Source organism: Amorphus sp. 3PC139-8, from assembly GCF_040750475.1.
In the GTDB taxonomy this organism is placed as follows: domain Bacteria; phylum Pseudomonadota; class Alphaproteobacteria; order Rhizobiales; family Amorphaceae; genus Amorphus.
This window is the reverse complement of sequence record NZ_JABJVY010000023.1, coordinates 13,967-34,924: the sequence shown is the minus strand read 5'-3', so window position 1 is coordinate 34,924 and position 20,958 is coordinate 13,967. Positions and strand designations below refer to the sequence as shown.

14 protein-coding genes are annotated in these 20,958 nt (G+C 61.0%); 10 read left to right on the top strand and 4 right to left on the bottom strand.

Going from position 1 to position 20,958, the window contains the following annotated elements; translation table 11 throughout:
- Positions 1–24 precede the first annotated feature (24 nt).
- Positions 25–1,212 (bottom strand): cysteine desulfurase family protein, encoded by a 1,188-nt coding sequence (locus HNS03_RS19100; RefSeq protein WP_367197645.1) that lies wholly within the window; start codon positions 1,210–1,212, stop codon positions 25–27.
- A 153-nt stretch (positions 1,213–1,365) separates the two neighbouring features.
- Between HNS03_RS19100 and HNS03_RS19095 the strand changes: the two genes are divergently transcribed.
- Genes HNS03_RS19095 through HNS03_RS19065 form a run of 7 tightly spaced genes read left to right on the top strand, consistent with a single transcriptional unit; the run spans position 1,366 to position 12,441 of the window.
- Positions 1,366–2,325 (top strand): DUF4007 family protein, encoded by a 960-nt coding sequence (locus tag HNS03_RS19095; protein WP_367197644.1) that lies wholly within the window; start codon positions 1,366–1,368, stop codon positions 2,323–2,325.
- The gene (locus HNS03_RS19090; protein ID WP_367197642.1) at positions 2,325–5,723 is read left to right on the top strand and encodes an ATP-binding protein; all 3,399 of its coding nucleotides are present in this window, start codon (positions 2,325–2,327) and stop codon (positions 5,721–5,723) included. Before HNS03_RS19095 ends, HNS03_RS19090 begins: the two co-directional genes overlap by 1 nt.
- Positions 5,720–6,559: a phosphoadenosine phosphosulfate reductase family protein gene (locus HNS03_RS19085; RefSeq protein WP_367197640.1), complete on the top strand. Its 840-nt coding sequence runs from the start codon at positions 5,720–5,722 to the stop codon at positions 6,557–6,559. Before HNS03_RS19090 ends, HNS03_RS19085 begins: the two co-directional genes overlap by 4 nt.
- A gap of 50 nt (positions 6,560–6,609) precedes the next feature.
- Positions 6,610–8,259 carry a DEAD/DEAH box helicase gene (locus tag HNS03_RS19080; protein ID WP_367197638.1) on the top strand — a complete coding sequence of 550 codons (1,650 nt, stop codon included), beginning with the start codon at positions 6,610–6,612 and terminating at the stop codon, positions 8,257–8,259.
- Positions 8,246–10,081, top strand: a complete 1,836-nt coding sequence (locus HNS03_RS19075; protein WP_367197637.1) for an ATP-binding protein — start codon at positions 8,246–8,248, stop codon at positions 10,079–10,081. The genes HNS03_RS19080 and HNS03_RS19075 overlap by 14 nt, the downstream gene beginning before the upstream one ends.
- A gap of 1 nt (position 10,082) precedes the next feature.
- Complete coding sequence (locus tag HNS03_RS19070; protein ID WP_367197635.1) at positions 10,083–11,030, top strand: phospholipase D family protein; 948 nt, start codon at positions 10,083–10,085, stop codon at positions 11,028–11,030.
- Positions 11,031–11,079: 49 nt separating this feature from the next.
- On the top strand, positions 11,080–12,441 hold the full coding sequence (locus HNS03_RS19065) for a hypothetical protein (protein ID WP_367197634.1): 1,362 nt from the start codon (positions 11,080–11,082) through the stop codon (positions 12,439–12,441).
- Between the two features lie 176 nt (positions 12,442–12,617).
- Here the strand turns inward: HNS03_RS19065 and HNS03_RS19060 are convergent, their stop codons facing one another.
- The 3 genes from HNS03_RS19060 to HNS03_RS19050 form a co-directional block, all read right to left on the bottom strand.
- Complete coding sequence (locus tag HNS03_RS19060; RefSeq protein WP_367197632.1) at positions 12,618–13,529, bottom strand: nucleotidyl transferase AbiEii/AbiGii toxin family protein; 912 nt, start codon at positions 13,527–13,529, stop codon at positions 12,618–12,620.
- Positions 13,519–14,142: a type IV toxin-antitoxin system AbiEi family antitoxin domain-containing protein gene (locus tag HNS03_RS19055; protein WP_367197630.1), complete on the bottom strand. Its 624-nt coding sequence runs from the start codon at positions 14,140–14,142 to the stop codon at positions 13,519–13,521. The genes HNS03_RS19060 and HNS03_RS19055 overlap by 11 nt, the downstream gene beginning before the upstream one ends.
- A gap of 99 nt (positions 14,143–14,241) precedes the next feature.
- A complete protein-coding gene (locus HNS03_RS19050) occupies positions 14,242–15,633 on the bottom strand; it encodes a hypothetical protein (RefSeq protein WP_367197629.1) in 1,392 nt (463 codons plus the stop codon).
- 310 nt (positions 15,634–15,943) lie between these two features.
- Here HNS03_RS19050 and HNS03_RS19045 point away from each other — a divergent pair, with 310 nt between their 5' ends.
- The 3 genes from HNS03_RS19045 to HNS03_RS19035 are packed head-to-tail and all read left to right on the top strand — an operon-like array spanning position 15,944 to position 20,866.
- Positions 15,944–16,774, top strand: coding sequence for a hypothetical protein (locus tag HNS03_RS19045; protein WP_367197627.1), 831 nt, complete (start codon positions 15,944–15,946; stop codon positions 16,772–16,774).
- On the top strand, positions 16,771–17,427 hold the full coding sequence (locus HNS03_RS19040) for a hypothetical protein (RefSeq protein WP_367197625.1): 657 nt from the start codon (positions 16,771–16,773) through the stop codon (positions 17,425–17,427). Before HNS03_RS19045 ends, HNS03_RS19040 begins: the two co-directional genes overlap by 4 nt.
- A 4-nt stretch (positions 17,428–17,431) precedes the next feature.
- Complete coding sequence (locus HNS03_RS19035; protein ID WP_367197623.1) at positions 17,432–20,866, top strand: UvrD-helicase domain-containing protein; 3,435 nt, start codon at positions 17,432–17,434, stop codon at positions 20,864–20,866.
- Positions 20,867–20,958: the final 92 nt, after the last annotated feature.

The following is a 20,958-nucleotide window of genomic DNA, read 5'->3' as shown; positions in this document are numbered from 1 at the left end:
GCATCGACGTACCGCGCGACCGGCTCAAGCCGATTGCATCAGTTCGGCCTTCGACAGTTTCTCCAACGCCTCTTTGACCCGGTCGACAGCCTCATCGATGTCATCATCGGTTGTAGCGAAGCCGAGACTGAAGCGGATCGAGGATTCAGCCTCGTCACTGTTCAGGCCGATCGCTTTCAGAACGTGCGACGGTTCCGGTATGCCTGACGTGCAGGCCGAGCCGGTTGCTGCCGCGACATGAGGCTGCAAAGCAGCCAAAATGTTGTGCGCAGCAAATCCCGTGAACCCAATATTCGCATTGCCTGGATGGCGGGCTGGTCCTTTAGGGCCGTTCACTCGGATCGCCCATGCAAGATCATTCAGCTCATCGACGAACCTGTCTCTCTTGCGGCGCAATTCCTTGCGCTGGTCTGCGGCAGCCGCATCGGCAAATATGTCCGCGGCCACACTCATACCGACGCAGAGCGGGACAGGCACCGTGCCTGACCGCAAGCCGTTCTGCTGGCCGCCGCCGTATATCAACGGCTCGATCCGGTCTTGCAGTTCCCGTGCAATGTAGACGGCTCCAATTCCCTTCGGTCCGTGCATCTTGTGTGCCGAAAGACTGAGGATATCGACGTATTCGGCAAAATTTCTCAAATCTATTGCGACCGGCGCTTGCGCTGCATCGCAATGAAATACAGCTCCGTGATTCTTTGTGATTCCCGAAAGTTTTTTAATATCTTGTATTGTTCCAATCTCGTTATTCACAGCCATGATGGACACAAGAAGAACATCATCTCCTAGCGACTTTTCGAGTGTTGACGCTTCCACGAAACCTTCCGCGTCGACCGGAAGATGCTCGACTTCGAAGCCATAGTGATCTTCAAGCGCACGACCCGCCGCGAGCACGCACTTATGCTCGGCAGCGCCGAGCAAGATACGGCGACGGTCGACTGCGACGGCTCGCCGTCCGAGCCCCAGCAAGGCGAGGTTGTTGGCTTCGGTGGCTCCCGAGGTAAAGACAATCTCATCGGCGTCTGCGCCGATCAGCCGCGCAATACGAGCCGCGGCGTCATCGACGGCGCGCGATGTTTCCCATCCGAGCGTATGATCGGATGAATGCGGATTGCCGAATGATTCGCTGTAATATGGGGTCATTGCGGCCAAAACACGCGCATCGATCGGAGTCGTCGCTTGGTGATCGAGATATATCGTGCTTCCGATTTTCATTGTTCCTCAATGACATAGGGGAAGAAGACCTTGTGAGACGTCGTCCTCTGCCATTGGACTCCTTCTGGGGCGAGCCTCCAGGATCAATTGACCATAGCACGTCGTTCGGGCTACAGTCGAGCTGGATGCATCATCCAGCAGCCCGGGGGAGACATGGCGCGGGGACCTCTTTTTCAGAATGATTACAGCCCGCAGTTTTCGGGGCACGAAACCTTCCCGCTGCGCTACGGGTGGCTGAAAAAGGCGTTCGACCGCGTCGCCGAGACGGAGTCCGATACCGACAATCGCACTGCGTGTTGGGACGACGACGCCATAGCGAGATTCGGCGTCGGTAAGAACATGGTCGGGTCGATGCGCTATTGGGCGAAAGCGGCGCGCATTATCCGGGAGCCTGCCGCCAACACGGTTGAAACCACCAAACTCGGCCAATTGTTATTCGGTAAGGGCGGACTCGATCCGTGGATGGAATATCCCGCCACCTTGTGGCTGCTTCACTGGCAGTTCGCAGCACATCCTGAAAGAACCACATGGTTCTGGACGTTCAGCCATTATCCCGCAATTACATTTGAGCGGGAGGGCCTGATCCGGAAACTCGACCGCCTTGCGACTGAACGCGGATGGTCGCGCGTTGCGCATACTACGCTCAAGAACGACGTGGCCTGTTTCATTCGCACCTACGTCGCGCGGCAGCCGTCCGGGAAGACCGGGCATGACGACGCCCTCGAGTCGCCGCTGACCGAGTTGGGGCTCATCAAAGCCATAGGCAAGAACGACGGTTTTCGCTTCGTGCGCGGTCCGAAATCGACTCTGGGGGACGGTGTCTTCGCGTACGCCCTCGTTGACTTCTGGTCTCGCTTCTATCCCAACGCCGCCACGCTGTCCTTCGAGGCCATCGCCCACGCACCGGGCAGCCCCGGACGCGTGTTTCAATTCGACGAGAACGACGTGGCCGATCGCCTCGCCGTGCTCGACGATACAACAAGCGGCGCGCTCCGATGGTCGGAAACCGCCGGCCTCAAGCAGGTTGTCCGCAACGTCGAGATCGGCGAAGAGACGGCGCTTTCCTGGCTTCCTAGTGACTATGCTTCGCGCGCCGGGAAGGAGGCCGCCTGATGCTTCTGAAGGACCGCGTGCGCATTGCCCGCCGTTTCCTGAGATCGGTTCGCATCGACACCGACCTCGCGGATGCGAATGCCCTCGACGGCTTTGTATGCCCGCAATCCTCAGCGGAAGTTCTCGCCACGATGGCGCGGCACGTGTCCGAGACCGGACAAGGGGCGTTCACCTGGACCGGTCCCTACGGCAGCGGCAAATCCAGCCTTGCCGTCGCGCTCGCCGCTCTGCTGAACGGCGACGCCGGATTGCAGAAACGGGCGGCGAAGGTTTTCGGGCAGAGCCTGACGAACACGATCCGGAAAGCTCTACCGCCCGGCACGAAGGGATGGCGCATCCTTCCCGTTGTCGGTACACGCGCCGACCCCGTCACGGTTATCGGCGAAGCGGCCAAACGAAGCGGAATCGTGCAACGAGTGCCGCGCGGCGGCTGGACCGAGAGCAACCTGATAGAGGCGCTCACCGACGCGGCGGCATGCAAACCGAGGACTCACGGCGGGCTTGTTCTCTTCATCGACGAGATGGGCAAGTTTCTTGAAGCCGCAGCGCAGGACGGCTCGGATATCTACATCTTCCAGCAGCTCGCAGAAGCGGCTTCACGCAGCGGCGGGCGTCTTCTGATCGTCGGGGTGCTGCACCAGGCATTCGATGAGTACGCACACCGACTTTCGCATAACATGCGGGACGAATGGGCGAAGATACAGGGCCGGTTCATCGATCTCGTCGTGGATACGGCGGGTGAAGAACAGATCGACCTCATCTCCCGCGCCATAGAGAGCGATCATGCCGCGAAAAAGCCGGGCGCACTCGCGTCTTCGATTGCCGTATTCGCCCGTCGCGACCGGCCCCGTGAGGATGCGTCGCGGCTGGCTTCCATGCTTGAGGCCTGCTGGCCGCTGCACCCGGTCGTCGCCGCCTTGCTCGGTCCGATTTCGCGGCGGCGTTTCGGCCAGAACCAGCGCAGTATTTTCGGGTTCCTCAATTCATCCGAACTGCACGGTTTTCAGGACTTTCTGAACCATACAGAGGACGGCGAACTCTACGGCCCCGACCGGCTGTGGGACTACCTGCGCGCCAACCTGGAGCCGTCGATTCTCGCTTCGCCCGATGGACACCGTTGGGCGCTGGCAGCCGAAGCGCTGGAACGCTGCGAATCTCTGGGCGGCGATGCGCTGCATGTCAGGTTGCTCAAGACCATCGCCGTGATCGACCTGTTCAAGGAACGCTCGGGCCTCCTTCCGAATTCCGAGTTGTTGCGATCCTGTTTCCCTGACACGCCGCAAGAGGTGATCGAGAAGGCGCTTTCGGACCTCGACGGCTGGTCGCTTACGATTTTCAAGAAGTTCCTCGACGCGCGCGCCATTTTCGCCGGGAGCGACTTCGATATCGAACGGGCTGTCCGGTTGGCGCTCGACGAGATCGACGAGATTGACTTCGAGCACTTGAAATCCCTTGCGGGGCTTCAGCCGATCCTGGCCAAGCGCCATTACCATGAAACCGGCTTCATGCGCTGGTTCGATGTGAACATCGTGCCGGTCAGCAGCATCGCTGAATTCGCCGCCGGCTTCGAACCGGAGAACGGCGCGATCGGACAGTTTCTGCTCGCGATCCCGACCGACGGGGAGAAGGCGGAGCATGCCGAAAAGCTGTGCCAGATGGCGGCGCGTCACAGCGGCAAGGACAAGGGCGACATCGTCGTCGGCATTTCCAAACGATCATGGGCCGTGGTGCCGCTGGCGCGGGAGCTGATCGCGCTGGAAAACGTCAGCAACGATCATCCCGAACTGGCCGGGGACTCGGTTGCCCGGCGGGAGGTTTCAGCCCGGCTTGCGGCATTGCAGGCGCTTTTGGAAACCGAGCTGCTCAAAGCCTTCGACAACGCGCTGTGGTTTCGCAAGAACCATCAGAAGAAACGTCTGCATCAGGCCGATCTGAACGGCATCGCCTCCGAACTGGCGGGCCGGCGCTTTCCCGATAGTCCGCACCTTCACAACGAACTGCTGAATCGGCAACAGCCATCTGGCAGCGCCATAATGGCGCAAAACAAGTTGCTACATAGGATGGTGGTTAACGAAGGCGAACCACGGCTCGGTATCGACGGCTTCCCGGCCGAGGGCGGGCTGTTCGCTTCGATCCTGGAAAAGACGGAACTTTACGTTCCGCAGGGCAATACGTTCCGATTCGTCTCTCCCGCGGACGGCGACGATCCTTGCTGTCTTGCGCCGATGTGGCAGGCCGCATTCGAGTACGTAAAGAAGAATGCGGACCGGACGGTTCCGGTCTCGGAGCTTTTCGAGCTATGGCGTGAGCCTCCATACGGGGTCAAGAACGGGCTCATGCCGCTCCTTGCCGTCGCATTCATCCAGTCCCAGCGCGACAAGCTCGCCGTTTATCGCGAGGGTATTTTCAGGGTCCGGTTCGACGACGTCGATGCCGACTATCTCGCGAAGGATCCCTCTATTATTCAGTTGCGCTGGATGGACCTGACGGATATCGCGCGGCGTCTTCTGTCGGATATGGCGGAAGTCGTTCGCGATCTCGATCGGACCAACGAGCTAGTACATCTTGAACCCATCGATGTCGGCCGCGGATTGATGTCGATATTCGAGCAGTTGCCGAACTGGACGACACGGACAATGCGTCTGTCCGCCAACGCGGCGCGCATTCGCGATCTGTTCAAACGTGCGCACGATCCGAACCGGTTCCTGTTCGACGACATTCCCGGAACCCTCGGAGAGGACGTGGCGCTTGATACCGACGCTGATTTGCGCCGGGTCATCGAGAGCGTCCGCGAAGGACTCGACGAGCTGGTGCAGGCCTACCCGTCGATGCTGCACCGCATGCGCGACCTGATGCTGGCAGAGTTGCAGGTTCCGAACATTTCTCCGCAGTCCCTCGCGGAGCTGCGCGAGCGTGCAGAGAACATCCGACAGCTTGCCGGGGATTTCCGGCTCGACGCATTCGTCGGCCGGTTGGCCCGGTTCGACGGCTCGGACGAGAGTTTCGAGGGTATTGCGAGCCTGGCGGCGAACAAACCGCCGCGCGACTGGGTCGATCCCGACCTTGATCAGGCAGCGATCGAGATCGCCGACATGTCGCAGAAATTCCTTCGCGCGGAAACCTATGCGCGCGTCAAGGGCCGTCCCGACAAGCGTCACGCCATGGCCGTCGTCATCGGCACGAACGGGCGGCCCGCGCCGATGCTTGAAGAATTCGATGTTGCGGACTCGGATCGCGCAGCCGTGAACGCGCTCATAGACCGTGTCGAAGCGGCGCTCGACGAATCCGACACATCCCGGCGCAGCATCATTCTGGCGGCGCTGGCGGAACTCAGCACGCGCTACATGCAAAAACCCGCACCGTCCAACAAGAACGGGAAAGGAAGAGCCGCCTCTTGACGACCGATCCCGTGAAACACGTCCTTGGCCTGTCTGGCGGCCGCGATAGCGCGGCCCTCGCAGTCTATATGCGTCAGCATCATCCCGAGCTCGAAATCGAATATTTCTTCACGGACACCGGCAAGGAGTTGCCCGAAGTCTATGAGTATCTTGGGCGGCTGGAGGGCTTCCTCGGGCAACCGATACTGCGGCTGAACCCCGACCGCGATTTCGACTTCTGGCTCAAGCAGTACAACGATTTCCTGCCGTCACCCCAGACGCGCTGGTGCACGCGGCAGCTCAAGCTTCGCCCGTTCGAACGCTGGCTTCGCCCGATGCTCGACGACGGCATGATAGTTTACAGCTACGTCGCCATCCGCAGTGACGAAGAATACCGCGAAGGGTATTCCTCGAAGCATGACAAGCTCATCGTCAGGCTGCCGTTCAAGGAAGCCGGAATCGACAAGGCTGGCGTCCTCGATGTCCTGGAAGGGGCCGGGCTCGGCTTGCCGAAATACTACGAGTGGCGGACGCGTAGTGGCTGCACCTTCTGTTTTTTCCAGCAGAAAATCGAATGGGTACGGCTGAAGGAGCATCACCCGGAAGCATTCGAAGAGGCCAAGGCGTATGAGAAGGACGCCGTCGAACACGGTTCCCCGTTCACCTGGAGCCAGGGCGAATCTCTCGAAGAGCTGGAACAACCTGAGCGCGTCGCGCAGATCAGGGAAGATCACGAACAACGGCTTGCGCGCATGAAGTCGAAAGTTCAGCCGAACCCGCTCCGGCCGGACAACGAGCCGCTGGATATCGATGACCTGTACGGCAAGGCGAAAGTCTGTCTGGCGTGTCACAAATAAAGAAGGCGGGGGCCGAGGCAAAGGCGTGGCCGGTCTGCCGGAACTGAACCATGACCAAATCGACCGACATACAATCCGACGCGCCGGGCATCGCGCTGCAAACACTTCTGCGCAATGCCAAACCTGCGGCGCTGCGGGAGCTGATCGGTCCGACGACCGTTGATACGCTTCAGGGACTCGACCCGGACCTAGCATCCGGCAACCGGCTCGGCGAACTCGCCGCGCGCCTGATCGAACCATCCGAGGCGTTGAGCAATGCGGAGATGCGCGAGCGCATCGTCCGTATTCTGCCATTGCCCAAGGCGCGCGAGCTCGGGCGGCGTCTCGGCGCGAATGACGGGCGGACTCTCTACGACGATCTTTGCGCCAGGGCCGCCGACACCGACGCACTTCCTGTATTGCATTCGTTTTTCGGCGTTGTGCGTGATCCGCGCGCGCCGGCGGATTCGGCCCCGGACGCCACGATGGCGTCTGCCGGATACGCGCTTTTCGATCACCAGCGTGCCGCCGCTGATCGCGTGGCGCACGCGCTTCGCGCTGTGCCGCGCAAGGTCATACTTCATATGCCGACCGGAGCGGGCAAGACGCGCACGGCCATGCACATCGTGGCGGAGCATCTTCGCCGGAGCGAGCCGACCGTCGTCTGCTGGCTGGCTCAGAATGCCGAACTCCTCGACCAGGCCGCGGACGAGTTCGAGAATGCGTGGCGTTTCCTCGGCAACCGGGAAACCGGACTCGTCCGCTTCTGGGGACACAGGAAACCCGATGTTCTCGACATAAACGACGGTGTGATCGTTTCCGGCCTCGCCAAGATGTCGGCGCTCGACAACCGCGACCCCGCTACCTTGCTGCGTCTGGCCGATCGCGTCTCATTGACGATTATCGACGAAGCACACCAGGCGATTGCGCCGACCTACGCGGCGATCCTTACCGCGCTCTACAGCAAGCGCCCGCACAACGCATTGCTCGGCTTGACGGCGACGCCGGGGCGAAGCTGGTCTGATATCGGCGAGGACCGGAAACTCTCGGATTATTTCGACGGCCGCAAGGTCACCCTGGAGGTCAAAGGCTACGACGACCCCGTCACCTTCCTGATCGACCAGAAGTATCTTGCGCGGCCGATCTTCCGCACGCTCAATTCCGATGCAGGTCTTACGCTGAGCGAGAACGATGTAAATGCACTCTCGTCCGCAATCGACGTGCCGGAGCAAATTCTGGAACGTCTGGGTACGGACACGCAGCGCAATCTGAAAATTCTGTCCGCCGTCGAAGACCTGATGACGAGGCATCGCCGCGTCATCGTATTTGCGCCTTCTGTAGAGAACGCGCGCATGCTTACGGCAATCTTGTCTATACGCGGACATGAAGCATTCGTTGTGACCGGTGAGAGCAATACAGCAGAACGCGACAGAATAATCAGGCGTTTCAAAAGTAAAGATAATCACGCTATGGTGGTTGTGAACTACGGTGTTCTGACCACCGGATTCGATGCGCCCGCAACGAGTGCAGCCGTCATCGCGCGCCCGACACGGTCGCTTGTTCTATACAGCCAAATGGTCGGCAGGGCGACGCGCGGCACGCGGGCCGGTGGAAATGACGAGGCCGAGATTGTAACGGTTGTCGACCCGCACTTGCCCGGCTTTGGCAGCGTTGCCGACGCATTCAAGAACTGGGAGGACGTTTGGGATGAGCCTGACTGAAGCAGCTGAGTCGCAAAGGCTCGACGGAGAAATCATTCCTCCTGCACTGGCGGTCAAGGCAATGCGCGACAGCGGATACAAGAACACCGCATACGCGCTCGCTGAGCTGATCGACAATTCCGTTCAGGCGAATGCAAGCAATGTCGAGGTGATCTGCCTCGAGGCGTATCGGCAGGTCAATGAACGCGCCAGCCGCAGGATTCAAGCAATCGGCATCCTCGACAACGGCGACGGCATGACGCCCGAAACGCTGCGCCTCGCTCTTCAATTCGGGAACGGCACGCATCTGACGGACCGGAAGGGCATCGGCCGTTTCGGCATGGGGTTGCCGAACTCGTCGATATCGCAGTGCCGCCGGGTGGAAGTCTGGACATGGCAGAACGGCCCCGACAACGCCATGTATTCCTATCTCGATGTAGACGACATCGAGGGGCGGCGGCTGTATGCGGTTCCGGCCCCCACCAACAAACCCTTGCCCGATGAATGGCGTTCCCGTTCCGATAACGTCGAAACGACCGGCACGCTCGTTCTCTGGACGAATTTCGACGATCATCGTCTGAGCTGGCGCGGCGCATTGGCGACGCTGCGCCATACGGAATCGCTTGTCGGGCGCATGTACAGGAAGTTTATCGACGACGGGCGCCTGTCGATCCGGCTCCTGGCGTTGCTCGTAGACGAGGACGAGTCGACTTTCGACGAACCTGTGCGCGTCAACGACCCGCTCTACCTGATGCGGAATTCATCGACGCCGGCCCCGTTCAACATCGAGCCGATGTTTCAGCCCTGGGGCGACGCGGACGAAGTGTTCTCTATCGACTACGACGGCGCAAAGCACGATGTCGTGGTCCGCATGAGCTGGGCTCGGGAAGAAACCGTGCCAGAGGACCGGAGCGACCGCGGCTCGAAACCCTACGGTAAACATGCCGCCAAGAACATCGGCCTGTCGATTGTCCGCGAGGGTCGCGAACTGGACCTCGATCCCGCATGGACCAACAGCTATGACCCGACCGAACGCTGGTGGGGTGTTGAGGTCGAGTTTCCTTCGACGCTCGACGAGGTGTTCGGCGTTACAAACACCAAACAAAGCGCGACGATCTTCTCGCATATGGCCCAGTTCGACTGGAAGGCCGAAGCCAATCCCGGTGAATCGCGGTCGGAATTTCAGGAACGCATACAGGGCGAAGGCGATCCGCGCGCGATTCTGCTGCCCATCGTCGATCACATACGCGACCAGATTCAGGAGGTGCGCAAGCGCCTCAAGAAACAGAATGTCGGACGCCGGACGAAAGAAGACAGGCATGACGATCCGGATGTTTCCGACCTGGCCACGACGAAATTTCGCGAACGCGCCGAACAGGGGCACGAGACGGACTCGGACCGTGAAGAGTTCACGGAAGATGATCGCGACAATCTCGAAAAAGACCTCACCGATGACAAACACTACCGGCAGGATGTGGCCCATGAGATCGCCCAGGCGACATTCACGCGCAAGCGCAAGGTGCTGTTCCTTGAGAAGGCGATGGAAGGCTACGCCTTCTTCAATGTCGAGCACAAACAGGGCGGGCTGACCGAAGTCGTTTTCAACAGCAACCATCCCTTTTATGACCAGCTAATAGAATCGCTGCGGCCCCAGATCGGCGATGAAACAGACGCCGAGTTGATGGAGCGTATACACACGGCGGCCGACACGCTGGAACTGTTATTCGCCGCCTGGGCACGCTACGAGATGGAGGAAGTGAGCCAGAAGAACCGGCTGTTCGAGATGCGGCAGGAATGGGGAAAGATGGCGCGCTTCTTCCTCACGGAAGAGGGCGACGAATGATATGGCGGTTGTCCTTCCCGGCGTCGGCATACTCGAACTTATCAGGGCCGCAAACGACCGGGTGGTCATAGCAGCGCCGTACATCAAATCCCCGACCCTGCGCCGGTTGCTCGACGCCGTTCCCGAAACGGTGTCGGAATGCGCCTGCGTCACGCGTTGGCTTCCCGAAGACATCGCCTCCGGCGTCTGTGATCTCGAAATCCTCGACGACATTGCCGGGGCGCGCGGCGGACGCCTTCTGGTGCATCCACACCTGCATGCAAAATACTATTCGAATGGTCGGGACTCCCTCGTCGGCTCCGCCAATCTCACGGCACGTGGCCTCGGCTGGCATACACCGTCCAATGTCGAGCTGCTTATCGCCCTTCCGGTCGAGTTCGGGGGGCTGGCCGAATGGGAACATTCGCTGCTCAGCTCCGCCGTGCAAGCCACCGAAGAGTTGCGCGAGCGCATTCGGCGGCAGGCTGACGCCCTGAAAGAGGACGAGGCCCCGCGCCGTCTTCCGGAGGTCGAAGACGATACCGCGACAGAGGCGGAGCGGACATTGTGGGTACCGCAATGCCCGACGCCGGACCGGCTCTGGCAGGTATATCGCGGGCGCGGCGCCGATACGATGGTGAGCAGCGCGTTCAAGGCGGCGCAGGAGGATCTTGCGGCGCTGTCTCCGCCGCAGGGGCTGACCCAGGACCTGTTCACCGCCTATGTGGCGGGCATATTGAAACAGATGCCGTTGCTCGCTGAGATAGACAAGCTGGCGTCTGCCGGTCTGACGGACGCGAAGGCGCATGAGTTTCTGGCCGATCGCCTCGGCAGTTCGGATCATGACGATGACTACGACCGGGTCTGGCGCGTTATCAAGCAATGGCTCGTTCATTTCTTTCCCGAGTTCTATCGACTGGAAACCGGTCAGGAAGTGCTGGTGAAGGGCCGGGAACTGCCGCGTCGCTGACCCTAGGCGGATATGGTATGAACTTTCTTCGACCTGATTTGAAGATCCGATGTCTAAGCGAGAGATCTCCCGCGAAGAGCTATTTGCGCTGGTTTGGGAGAAACCGACGCGGGAAGTGGCAAAGGAGCTTGGCGTATCGGACGTCGCAGTCGGCAAGCTGTGTGCGCGTCTCCAGGTTCCAAAACCACCTCGTGGATACTGGGCGAGAGTGCGGTCGGGGCAAACACCGCGACGCCCGCCGCTCGCAGCGTTTCGGGAGGAGGTTGACCGCAAACGCCGTGAAGCCGCGCGGATCAAGGCCGCAGGATCACTGTCGAAACTCCAGCGACAATTCTATCAGGCTGCCCTGTCGGACTTGCAGCGTCGAGGTATCGATCTGGACGCAGCCGAGGTGATGGGGGACAGGTTACCCGACCTCACTCCGGACATTGCCGCTCAAATCCTGCTCCTAATCCAGAGTCGTGGGCATGACTGGGTCAAGGAGGGAAAAGTAGACGCGCGGTGGAGCCATTCGGTCCAGAGCAGCGCGGCGAAACTCGTCAAAAAGCTGTTGCCGCTGGCGCGGCCGCAGTTGTTGGTGTTCGAAAGCGACGGCAGGAAGGGCTGGTCCATAGCAGCCGGCCCTACCGTCCTCGTGCGCTTGACGGTATCCCTGCAGGAGCGGATCGCATCTCTCGTTCGTATTGTCCGAGAACAGAAGCTCCGCCATGTCGTGATGCCGCTGATGGCCGCGGATCATGCTTGGTCCGCTCATCACGTCTACACGCCAGAGTCACGTCTTTTCCTGGAAAGCACCCTGTGCGTCTCGGAGTCCGAGATTTGGGTGGAATGCATACGCAGAGCCTGGCGCGAAGAGGATCCGCCGGAACGCATTGTAACGGGCAGGCTCAAGCTGCAGGCGATCATGCCGATCGACTACATGCCCGTGCGGGAGATCACGCTGTCGCCGACGGTGTCCAGAGCTGCCGTGGCTCCCTATCGCGAGCGCCTTCGAGGTCTTCTTGAGGCTGACCGGGTTCATGAGATGATGTCCGAGGCCGCCTATGCACTCGAGCGGGAAGTTCCCGATGGGAGGCTCGCGCTTGCGGATAGGATATGGTTCGGAAACGAACGGCCCTTTCGGTCGACGCGAGAGGCTTGGAAGCGCCTGGAGGATGAACTGGAGCGCTGGGAAACGGAACTGGAAGCCGAACGCTCTGCATTGGCTCAATCCATCCTCGGGATCGAGGTCGGAGATATCGTGACAGCGGAGATTCGGGGCCGAGTCTTGCGCCTTTCCGTAACGGGAATTTCTCTCTACGCTGACGATAAGCATGCGACTTTTGTCGTGAACGGTACACGTTTTCGCAAAGATGGCACTCTGGGGAAGCTGCAGGACACCCTCAGTCTGCATTTCGAAGGCGAGACGTGAGGTGCCCTCTTTCGTGACTGTGAGCGTCTCATGCCCGAAGCGGGGATATCGTGTTCCGCTGATCGTGGGGTGCCGGCCTCCGCAATTAATCTTACTCATGCTCCAGTACGTGGAATCTCACTTTCCGCCAGCCGCAAAAATCGTTGGTTGTGCGCCGGTGCTTGAAGACTGTGAACTCACGAGGCAGCCTCCGTGTGGGTCCAGGGACCGCCGGGCGACCACGATGCCAGTTGCTGCCGTTCCAGCACGGGCTGCAGGAATGTCCGCAGATCTTCGTTGACCTGGATGAGCGAGGCGGGCGCCACCGCGAGCCGATCGCGCGTCAGGAAGGCCCGCCACTGAGCGTCCCGCTCGTTGGCAAAGGCCTCGCCGAGGCCGGAGGGTGTTTGTTCGGGCCAAGATGTTCGGCGGCGGTCGAACGTCTGTTGGACGGCATTCGCGAGGACGGCGCCCTCGAATGTGAACGTCTGTGCGATCATCCAGAGGTCATAGAAATCCTTCATTCGACTGTTGGCGACGCCGAGCGAAACGATCGCCTCGAGCTTTTCGGCGACCACCGTCTCGGGCGGATAGGCGCGCAGGACCGGCGCCGGCGCCTCGAGCAGGGCAGGGTATTCGATCTCGACCGGGTCGGGGGTGATGGCATCGCCGAACCCGACATCGACTTGGATGGGCAGGCGCGCGCCGGCGATGGTGGCGCTGGTCCTCACACGCACGCCGGCATACTCGGCCTCGTCACGGATGGGTGCGGCTTCGATGCCGGCGACGTCGAAGACGACGCCATCGTCGGGCACCGTCACAGAGCAGATGGCTCGGACGCTCTCGGCGATCGCCGCGGGATCAGCATCGCCATGGCCCAGCAGATCGAGATCGCGGGTGGGGCGAAAAGGATCGTCTCGCCACGTAGCGAAGAGCATCGCCCCTTTCAGAACAAACCGTTCGCGCTGATCCGAAACGCTAAGGCGATAGAGCAGCCGCTCCAGCGCATAGCGCGTGAGGAGGATTTGAAAATCGGTCTTCTCCCTGCGGGCTCGATCGAGAAGCCGCGCGCGGACCGAGGCCCCGACATTGCGAGCCTCACGCTCCATCGACGACCATCGCTTCGACGTAGGGACGCATCACCGACCAGACGCGGGCCGTGCGCGCGAATTCCCAGAGTTGGTCCGGCGTCGCCCGCTTTGTTCGCAGCGCTTCGCGGAGCCCTTCCAGGGCGATGTCGAGACCGATCTTGTTGCGATACCGGAAGCAGTCGACGACCGTCTTGGCGGGTTCGAAAATCGGCACCTCGATGCCGTCAATAAGGTGTCGCTTCACGCCCTCTTTGAGTGCGCGGCTGCTGAAGCGCACAAAACGGATCGGTGGGTATTCGACTTTGGGCTTCCAGCCGGTGCGGTCGATGGCGATCCACACCGCGGATGGCATCTGCAGTGTCAGTTCGTGAAACTGAAGCGCGGATGTGAGGCAGATGACCCCTCTGGGCACGAGAGCGGAAGCCTCAGCGAAGCTGCGCCGGGCATCCGGCATGGAGTCGGCCAGTTGGTAGAGTCCGCGTGCCACGCGCGTGAGCTCGCCTTCACGAACCAGACGGGCAACGGTTTCGGATCCGACGCCTGCTTCGCGCAGATCGCGCATACGGACGAGCCCCTTCTCACGGAAGAGGTCGCGGGCCGTATCACGTTGCGTCCTTGGTTGTTGTGACATTTGCTATGCTCTTATAAAGAAGTGCAGAGGTGTTATCACAAGATCATGTAGGAATTCAAATTCGTTTAGAGCTGCCAAGGGGGTGGCGTGGGCGGCGCACTACTCCACCGGCGCTCGCTTGTCGTCGTCGCCTTCGACGGCGATCGCCGTCTGTGAGAAGTACGGGTGGAATTCAGGCAGGAGCGACATGATCCCGCCATCCGCTTGCAGGAACTCGTGGTTGGCTCCGGGAATCAGTGCGGGGTCGAGCGGGATGCGTGCATTCGGATTGTGGAGGACGACCATGCCTTCGACCCAGGATTCATCGTAGCCGGGAGCGTGGACGGCATGTGCGAACGGCTTTGGCATCGGCCCGTCATCGTCGAGTTCACCGCGTCGCATGCCAGTGCGAACCATGCGGACGCGACGGCTGCCAAAGCCGGCAAGGTAGCCCATGCGATTGAACTTCGTGATGGTCCCTTGTGGGTTGACGATGACGGCGCTGATATTCTGGGCGCCGGGTAGGAAGAAGAAGCCTGAGGCCTCCACGGAACGATCGAAGCGATGTTCGGTGATGTGCTCGATCTCCCGCCTGCCATTCACCAGGCTATGGCGAACACCAAAGACATGTTCGGTGGTTGCCGGCACGACCATGCGCATGGACCCCGGCCCATGAAAATCCTGGACTGCCAGAAGGAACGGAATCTCCCGCAATTCCTCTGTGTCCCAATAGGGCGGTATCTTGTTGAGCTTACGTGTGAGCGCTCGTGCGATCTTTATCGGGACGTAATCCTGCAAATAGGCTGTGAACTCATCTGGCGTGGTTGGATTTGGTGGTGGCGGCGCGACACTACCGGGCGGATTGGCGGTGGTCGCTTCGATCGCAAGCCGGCCGGGCAGGCCGGTCAGGACAAAGTCTGGCACGGCAACTGCGGAGTCTCGAGCGTAGCCTAGCTCATTGAAGGTGGCGAAGAGGTAGAGTTCCCACAGCCGCGGGTCGAAGCCCGTCGTCTGGAACTGCTCGATGAAATTACCGTCGGCATCTTCGTGGAACCGCATCATCGCCGCGATGAGGTCGCGAGCCGGCGAATAGCGTTCCTGCGATGTTAGAATGTTGAAGGTTGGATGCAGGCGCTCGGCTGGGACGAGCGGGGTGAAGAAGTCGATGGGTGTCCGCTCCGAATCGCCTTGGTGGAATTCGGCGTCCGGCGCTGCAGCGAGCCCACCCATGCGTTCGAGCAGTTGACCGCGTGCGGCGTCAGCATTCGGCAGTGACGCATTGACAGCTACCGCCCGGAACCGCAGCTGCTCGTCACGCCCGAGCGCGACCCAACCGAAGTCATGATCGATACGATCCCGAGTCACGACTCCTAGGACGCGTTCATCCGATGTTGCGTGCCACTCGATCTCTTCCGTGATGAGGAGGATGAAGGGTTGTCGGGTATATCCGGCCAGAGCATCGAACCGGCGCTTGGACGTCGGTGCAATTGGTGGTTCGTCGGGCTTCATCACCGGGCTAGGCTCCTGCGAAAAAGGACGGCGTCGGCGATCGGGTAAGGGGATTGCAACGGCGAATTGCAAGCGGCAAATCGATCAATTCGTGACATTTCCTCGTCTAACGCGTACGACTGCAGAGGTTTTATCACATTTCGGCCTGTGAGACGAGGGAAGGGACTCCGACGTGAGTTAGTTGGTGGAACCGCACTCCGCGTGCGTAGTGACGTGGCCTAGCATGAGGCGCGGATAGGCGGTCAAAAAGTTTCGGGGACGCTTTCCGGGTTCGCCACCGGAGCGCGATCAAAGAAACAAGCATGCGAACACCATGCTCAAAGAGAACCGGAGCATCGCGAAAGGGGGGCAAATGGCTCGGCCGCTGACGAATACCGATGCGAACGACGGGTTGTATACGCGTCCGTCTGCGGTCGAGGCCCAGATCAACGAGGCTGTCAGGCTCTCGCGATCTGATCTGCAGGCTCGCCTTTCAGTTACCGATCGCAATGACCCCGCCTATCTGCGCTCGGAGTGCCTTGTCCATCTTGTTCGAGAGGGACGCCGGGCCAACGACCAGCAACTGATGAGCGCGGTGCTCCCAGTCCTGCTCGGACGGTGCGAAGTGAATCTTTTGGTGAAGGTCCCTGACGGAGGGATGCCGGACGCTGCGAGTGTTCGGCAGGAGATTCTGGAGAACCTGACCGATCTTTTCGTGGCCGATGGGACCGGGGACTTCCCCGACGAACTCGATATCTACGAGTGCCGGTTCAATATGGCGTTCAGAACGCTGCGCATCGATGCGGTTCGTCGAGACGCGCGACGGCGCAAACGCAGCATCGCGGTCGTCGACTTGCCGCCATCCGACGCGCTAGGTGAGGCCGATGCCTACGAGGACGCGTTTGCCCGAGTGTCAGAGAACTTCAAGGTTCTGCCGACTCAGGAGTGGGATGTTTTCCGCGAGCCGTTCATGAAAGCGATCGAAGCTTTGCAGGCCGATGAGCGCGAAGCCGTCATCCTCGTCCATGTTCTCGGGTACAAGGAAGAGTCCGAGGATCCAGACGAAGAAACGGCCGCGACACGGTGCAATTGCACGGGGCGCACTATTCGCAACCGCCTCTCGCGGGCGGCGGCGAAGCTTTCCCGTTTTAAGGAGGACCTATGAGCCAGACCCCTGACGCGACCCCGCGTGCATTGCGGGAAGCCTTCTATGTTTTGTCGACGGCGCAGGACGTGCCGGACGCAAGGCTGCTGGATGACATTGTTCGTCAGTACCCCCAGTTTGGTCAGGAACTGACGGAATTCGCGATCGCCATCGCGGTTGACGCATTGCGTGGTGACCGCATCGTAGAAGCTGCGGAGGTGGCTATCGACCCGACTGTCGTCAGCCCGGCTGTCAGCCGCGCGATGAGCCATTTCCAGAACCGGCTGCACGCTGCGGCGACGGATGCCGCCCAGGTGAGAACCACCCGTGCGAGCATGGTCGATGTCCCAAATCCTTTCTCAGCTTTGCCGCGCAGCGAATACCGTGCTTTCGCCGCGCGCCTCAACGCGAATGCTGTCTTCATTGGCAAGCTGCGCGACCGACAAATTGACCCGGCGACCATGACGCCAGGTTTTCAGGCCCGGGTGGCGGAGGAACTTACGGCGCCACTCGATGTCGTGGTAGCCCATTTTTCTGCGCGACAGGCAGCGCCAGCAGGGCAGTTTTTCAAGGCGGAAGGCAAACCTGCAACCGGTACACAGCAAAGCTTCGAAGAGGCGGTGAGAAACTCGGGTCTGAGTGAAGCTCAGCAGAAATTCTTATTGGAGATCTGATCTCGTGGACTCCTTCGAACCGATCCGCTCCAAAGCCTCGGCGCTCCATGAAGAGTTGCTCTCGGAGGGAAAGGACCCGTTCGATCCGCTTGCGCTTGTTCAGGCGGCCGTGGCGTGCCGTGATCTGGGTCTTGTATGGCTGCCGAAAGGTGACCCGGCACTGAAAGGCGCACGAGCGCTATATGATGATCAGGGCGGAACGATCTGCTGCGAGGAGGATGGTGACCCGGTTACTCGCGCGCTCCTTGTCGCGCACGAGCTTGGGCATTCCGAACTCCATGCCGGCTTCGCGACTTGCAGCAAAGCCGATATCGATCCGTCGCGGAGTATGGAAGCGGCGCCGGTCGGTCTCCAGAGCGTCGAGGATTATGGGGCTCGCGAGCGCCGTGAGTTGCAGGCGAATGTGTACGCGCGCGAGCTTGTGCTGCCGCGTGCTTTTGCGCGCGCGCTGCACCTCGAACAAAATCTGGCGGCGGCGACGATCTGCGAGCGCACGAAACTGCCCGTAGCGCTGGTTCGGCAGCAGCTGTTCGACGCGTTGCTGCTGCCGTCGATGCCGATTGAATCGGAACCCGCGCCCCAACCGTCGGCCACACGCAGGCCCGATCCATCGCAGGATCGAGCCGCAGCGCACCGCGGCAAGCCCTTTCAGCTGCAAGCCGGGCCCGGAACCGGCAAGACACGAACGCTGGTGAAGCGCGTGCTTGCGCTGCTGGCCGAGAGCATCGATCCGGCCGCGATTCTCATCCTGACTTTCTCCAATCGCGCTGCCGGCGAATTGTCGGAGCGATTGACGGCGGCGGCGCCTGAGGCGGCGCCGAAGCTTTGGATCGGAACCTTTCACGCGTTCGGCCTTGATCTCGTGAGGCGCTATCATGACAGGTTTCAACTCACGCCAAATCCGTCGCTATTTGACCGCAGCGACGCGATCGAAGTCCTCGAAGACATTTTGCCGACACTGCCACTGGTTCATTACCGGAACCTTTGGGACCCGGCGATGGTGCTTCGCGACATTGTCGGTGCGATCTCGCGCGCCAAGGATGAAATGGTCGGGCCTGAACGGTACCGTGAGCTCGCGAATGCGATGCAGGCGGAAGCGGACGCTCTTGATGAGGATGCGCGGATCGCCGCCGCCAAGTGTCTTGAGATCGCGGACATCTACGATCTCTATGAAGCAGCGTTGCGCAAACATGGCGGTGTCGATTTCGGCGATTTGATCATGCGTCCGGCGCGCCTGCTGGAAGAGGATGAGGCTGTGCGTATCGTTGTGCAACTTCGCCATCGGCACGTGCTTGTCGATGAGTATCAGGACGTGAACCGGGCAAGCGCGCGCCTGCTCAAGAGGGTGGCGGGGGATGGGGACCGGCTCTGGGTCGTCGGTGATGCGCGGCAATCGATCTATCGCTTTCGGGGGGCTTCTTCTGAAAACATGGTCCGCTTCACATCCGACTACGCTGGTGCCGTGATCGATCAGCTCGGTGTCAACTATCGTTCGACCAAGCAGATCGTGGATACCGTCGTCACGGTCGCACCGCATATGGGTGCTTCTGAGGGCATGCTGACGCTGAAACTGGAGGCCGACCGCGGGAAAGGTCCAAATTGTCCGAACATTCGAAGCTTCGAGACGCTGGATCAGGAAGCTGAGGGCGTCGCGGCGAGCATTCGCGAGCTTGAGACGGCCGGCGTGCGGCTCCGCGACCAGGCGGTTCTGTGCCGAACCAATGGCCGGCTGAACGAAATCGCGTTAGCACTCGAGGTTCGCGGAATTCCTGTGCTGCACCTAGGCAGCCTGTTCGAGCGGGAAGAGGTCCGCGACTTGCTGGCGCTGCTGAGCCTGGCCGTTGATCCTTTCGGCGACGCGCTGGTGCGGGTCGGCGCAATGCCGCGCTACGGTCTGTCGCTGCAGGATGCTCACTGCGTAAGCCGATATCTGCGATCGCTTGGCAAGCCGGCCCTGGCGGGTCTCGCGGCTGCGGCGACTGCGCCGGGCCTGTCGGCATCGGGCCGCGAAGGCGTTGAGCGCCTCGCGGCGGATCTCAAGGATATCAGCTCCAGCCTGAATGCCTGGGAATTTCTCGCCGTCTTCCTTCTCGATCGCACCGATCTGGCCAAAGAATTGGGTAATGCGGCGTCGGTCACGGAGCGCATGCGCGCCGTGGCAGTCTGGCAGTTCCTGAACTTTGTGCGTGATCAGAGTCCGGTGGGGAGGGGAATTCCGATCCAACGCACGCTTGATCGGGTCCGTCAGCTCGTCTTGCTGGCGGAGGAGCGCGATCTGCGGCAAGTTCCCGCTTCGGCGCTGCATCTAGATGCGGTTCGGCTTATGACGGTGCATGGCAGCAAGGGCCTCGAATTCGAGGCCGTGCATGTGCCGGGACTGACTGTCGCGAGTTTCCCGAGTTCCAACCGTGGCCAGCGTTGCCCACCACCCAAGGGCATGATCGAGGGGTTGGGTGACGTTTCGCCGGTGGACGAGGCCAAGCGTGCGCATAGTGACGAGGAGGAATGCCTGTTCTTCGTCGCTCTCTCGCGCGCCCGAACGCACCTTCGTCTCTATCACGCGCGAAAGCAGCGAAACGGAAACGGGCGCTCGCCGTCACCGTACCTCAAGTGGCTCCCTGGCGGGATGGTTCAAGAGATTCCGAATCCGCCCAGGCTGGCGCTTCCGCCTGACGTGCCGGCGCCGCAACCGATCACGATCGCCTGGCCATCGGATTGGGCGATGACGGACAGCCGACTGGGCTCGTATGAGAAATGCCCGCGTCGCTTCTTCTATACGCACGTCCTGGGCCTTGGCGGCGCTCGAAAGCCCACGGCGTTCTCTCGCACGCATGACTGCCTGTACGAGTTGTTGCGCTGGCTCGCGGATGCCCGCCGCAGCGGTGATCCCGAGCCGCACGAAGCGGAGGCCGCGTTCGAGGAAATCTGGAGGGCGCGCGGGCCGGCAGATCATGCGTTCGCTGCTGACTATCGCAAGCTCGCGTCTCGGCTGATCGCGGCGCTGCTCAATGCCGGAGCCGGGCATCGCTTCCGCGACGCTCAGCCCCTCGCCATCAACTTTCCCAACGGGCGCGTGCTGGTGGAGCCGAATGAACTGGCCGAGCTGTCCGATGGGACCGTCGTTATTCGGCGGGTTCGCACGGGCTACAAGCGCAGCGACGAGTATGATCGGCTGGAATATACTCTTTACCACCTCGCGGCCCGCAGCCAGTTCGGCAGCGGCGCGATCGTCCAGGCGCTTCATCTGACTGACGAGACGCATGAGCCCGTGGTGATCAGCGCGACCAAGCTCGGGAACCGTCAGAAGAAGAGTGACACGATGTTGGGCGGCATCGCTTCCGGCGAGTTCCCGCCGGAGGTGGATGCGGTGACCTGCCCTCGGTGCCCTCACTTCTTTATATGCCCGTCCGTGCCAGCCGGGGCGCTTCAACTCGACTGAATCCTGGCGCCTAGCCTTTCCGGGTTGCTGCTCCGCCGGCGATCAAGCCGGTAAGGGACGAAGCCGGGCAATTCCGCCTCGCACTTCGATCC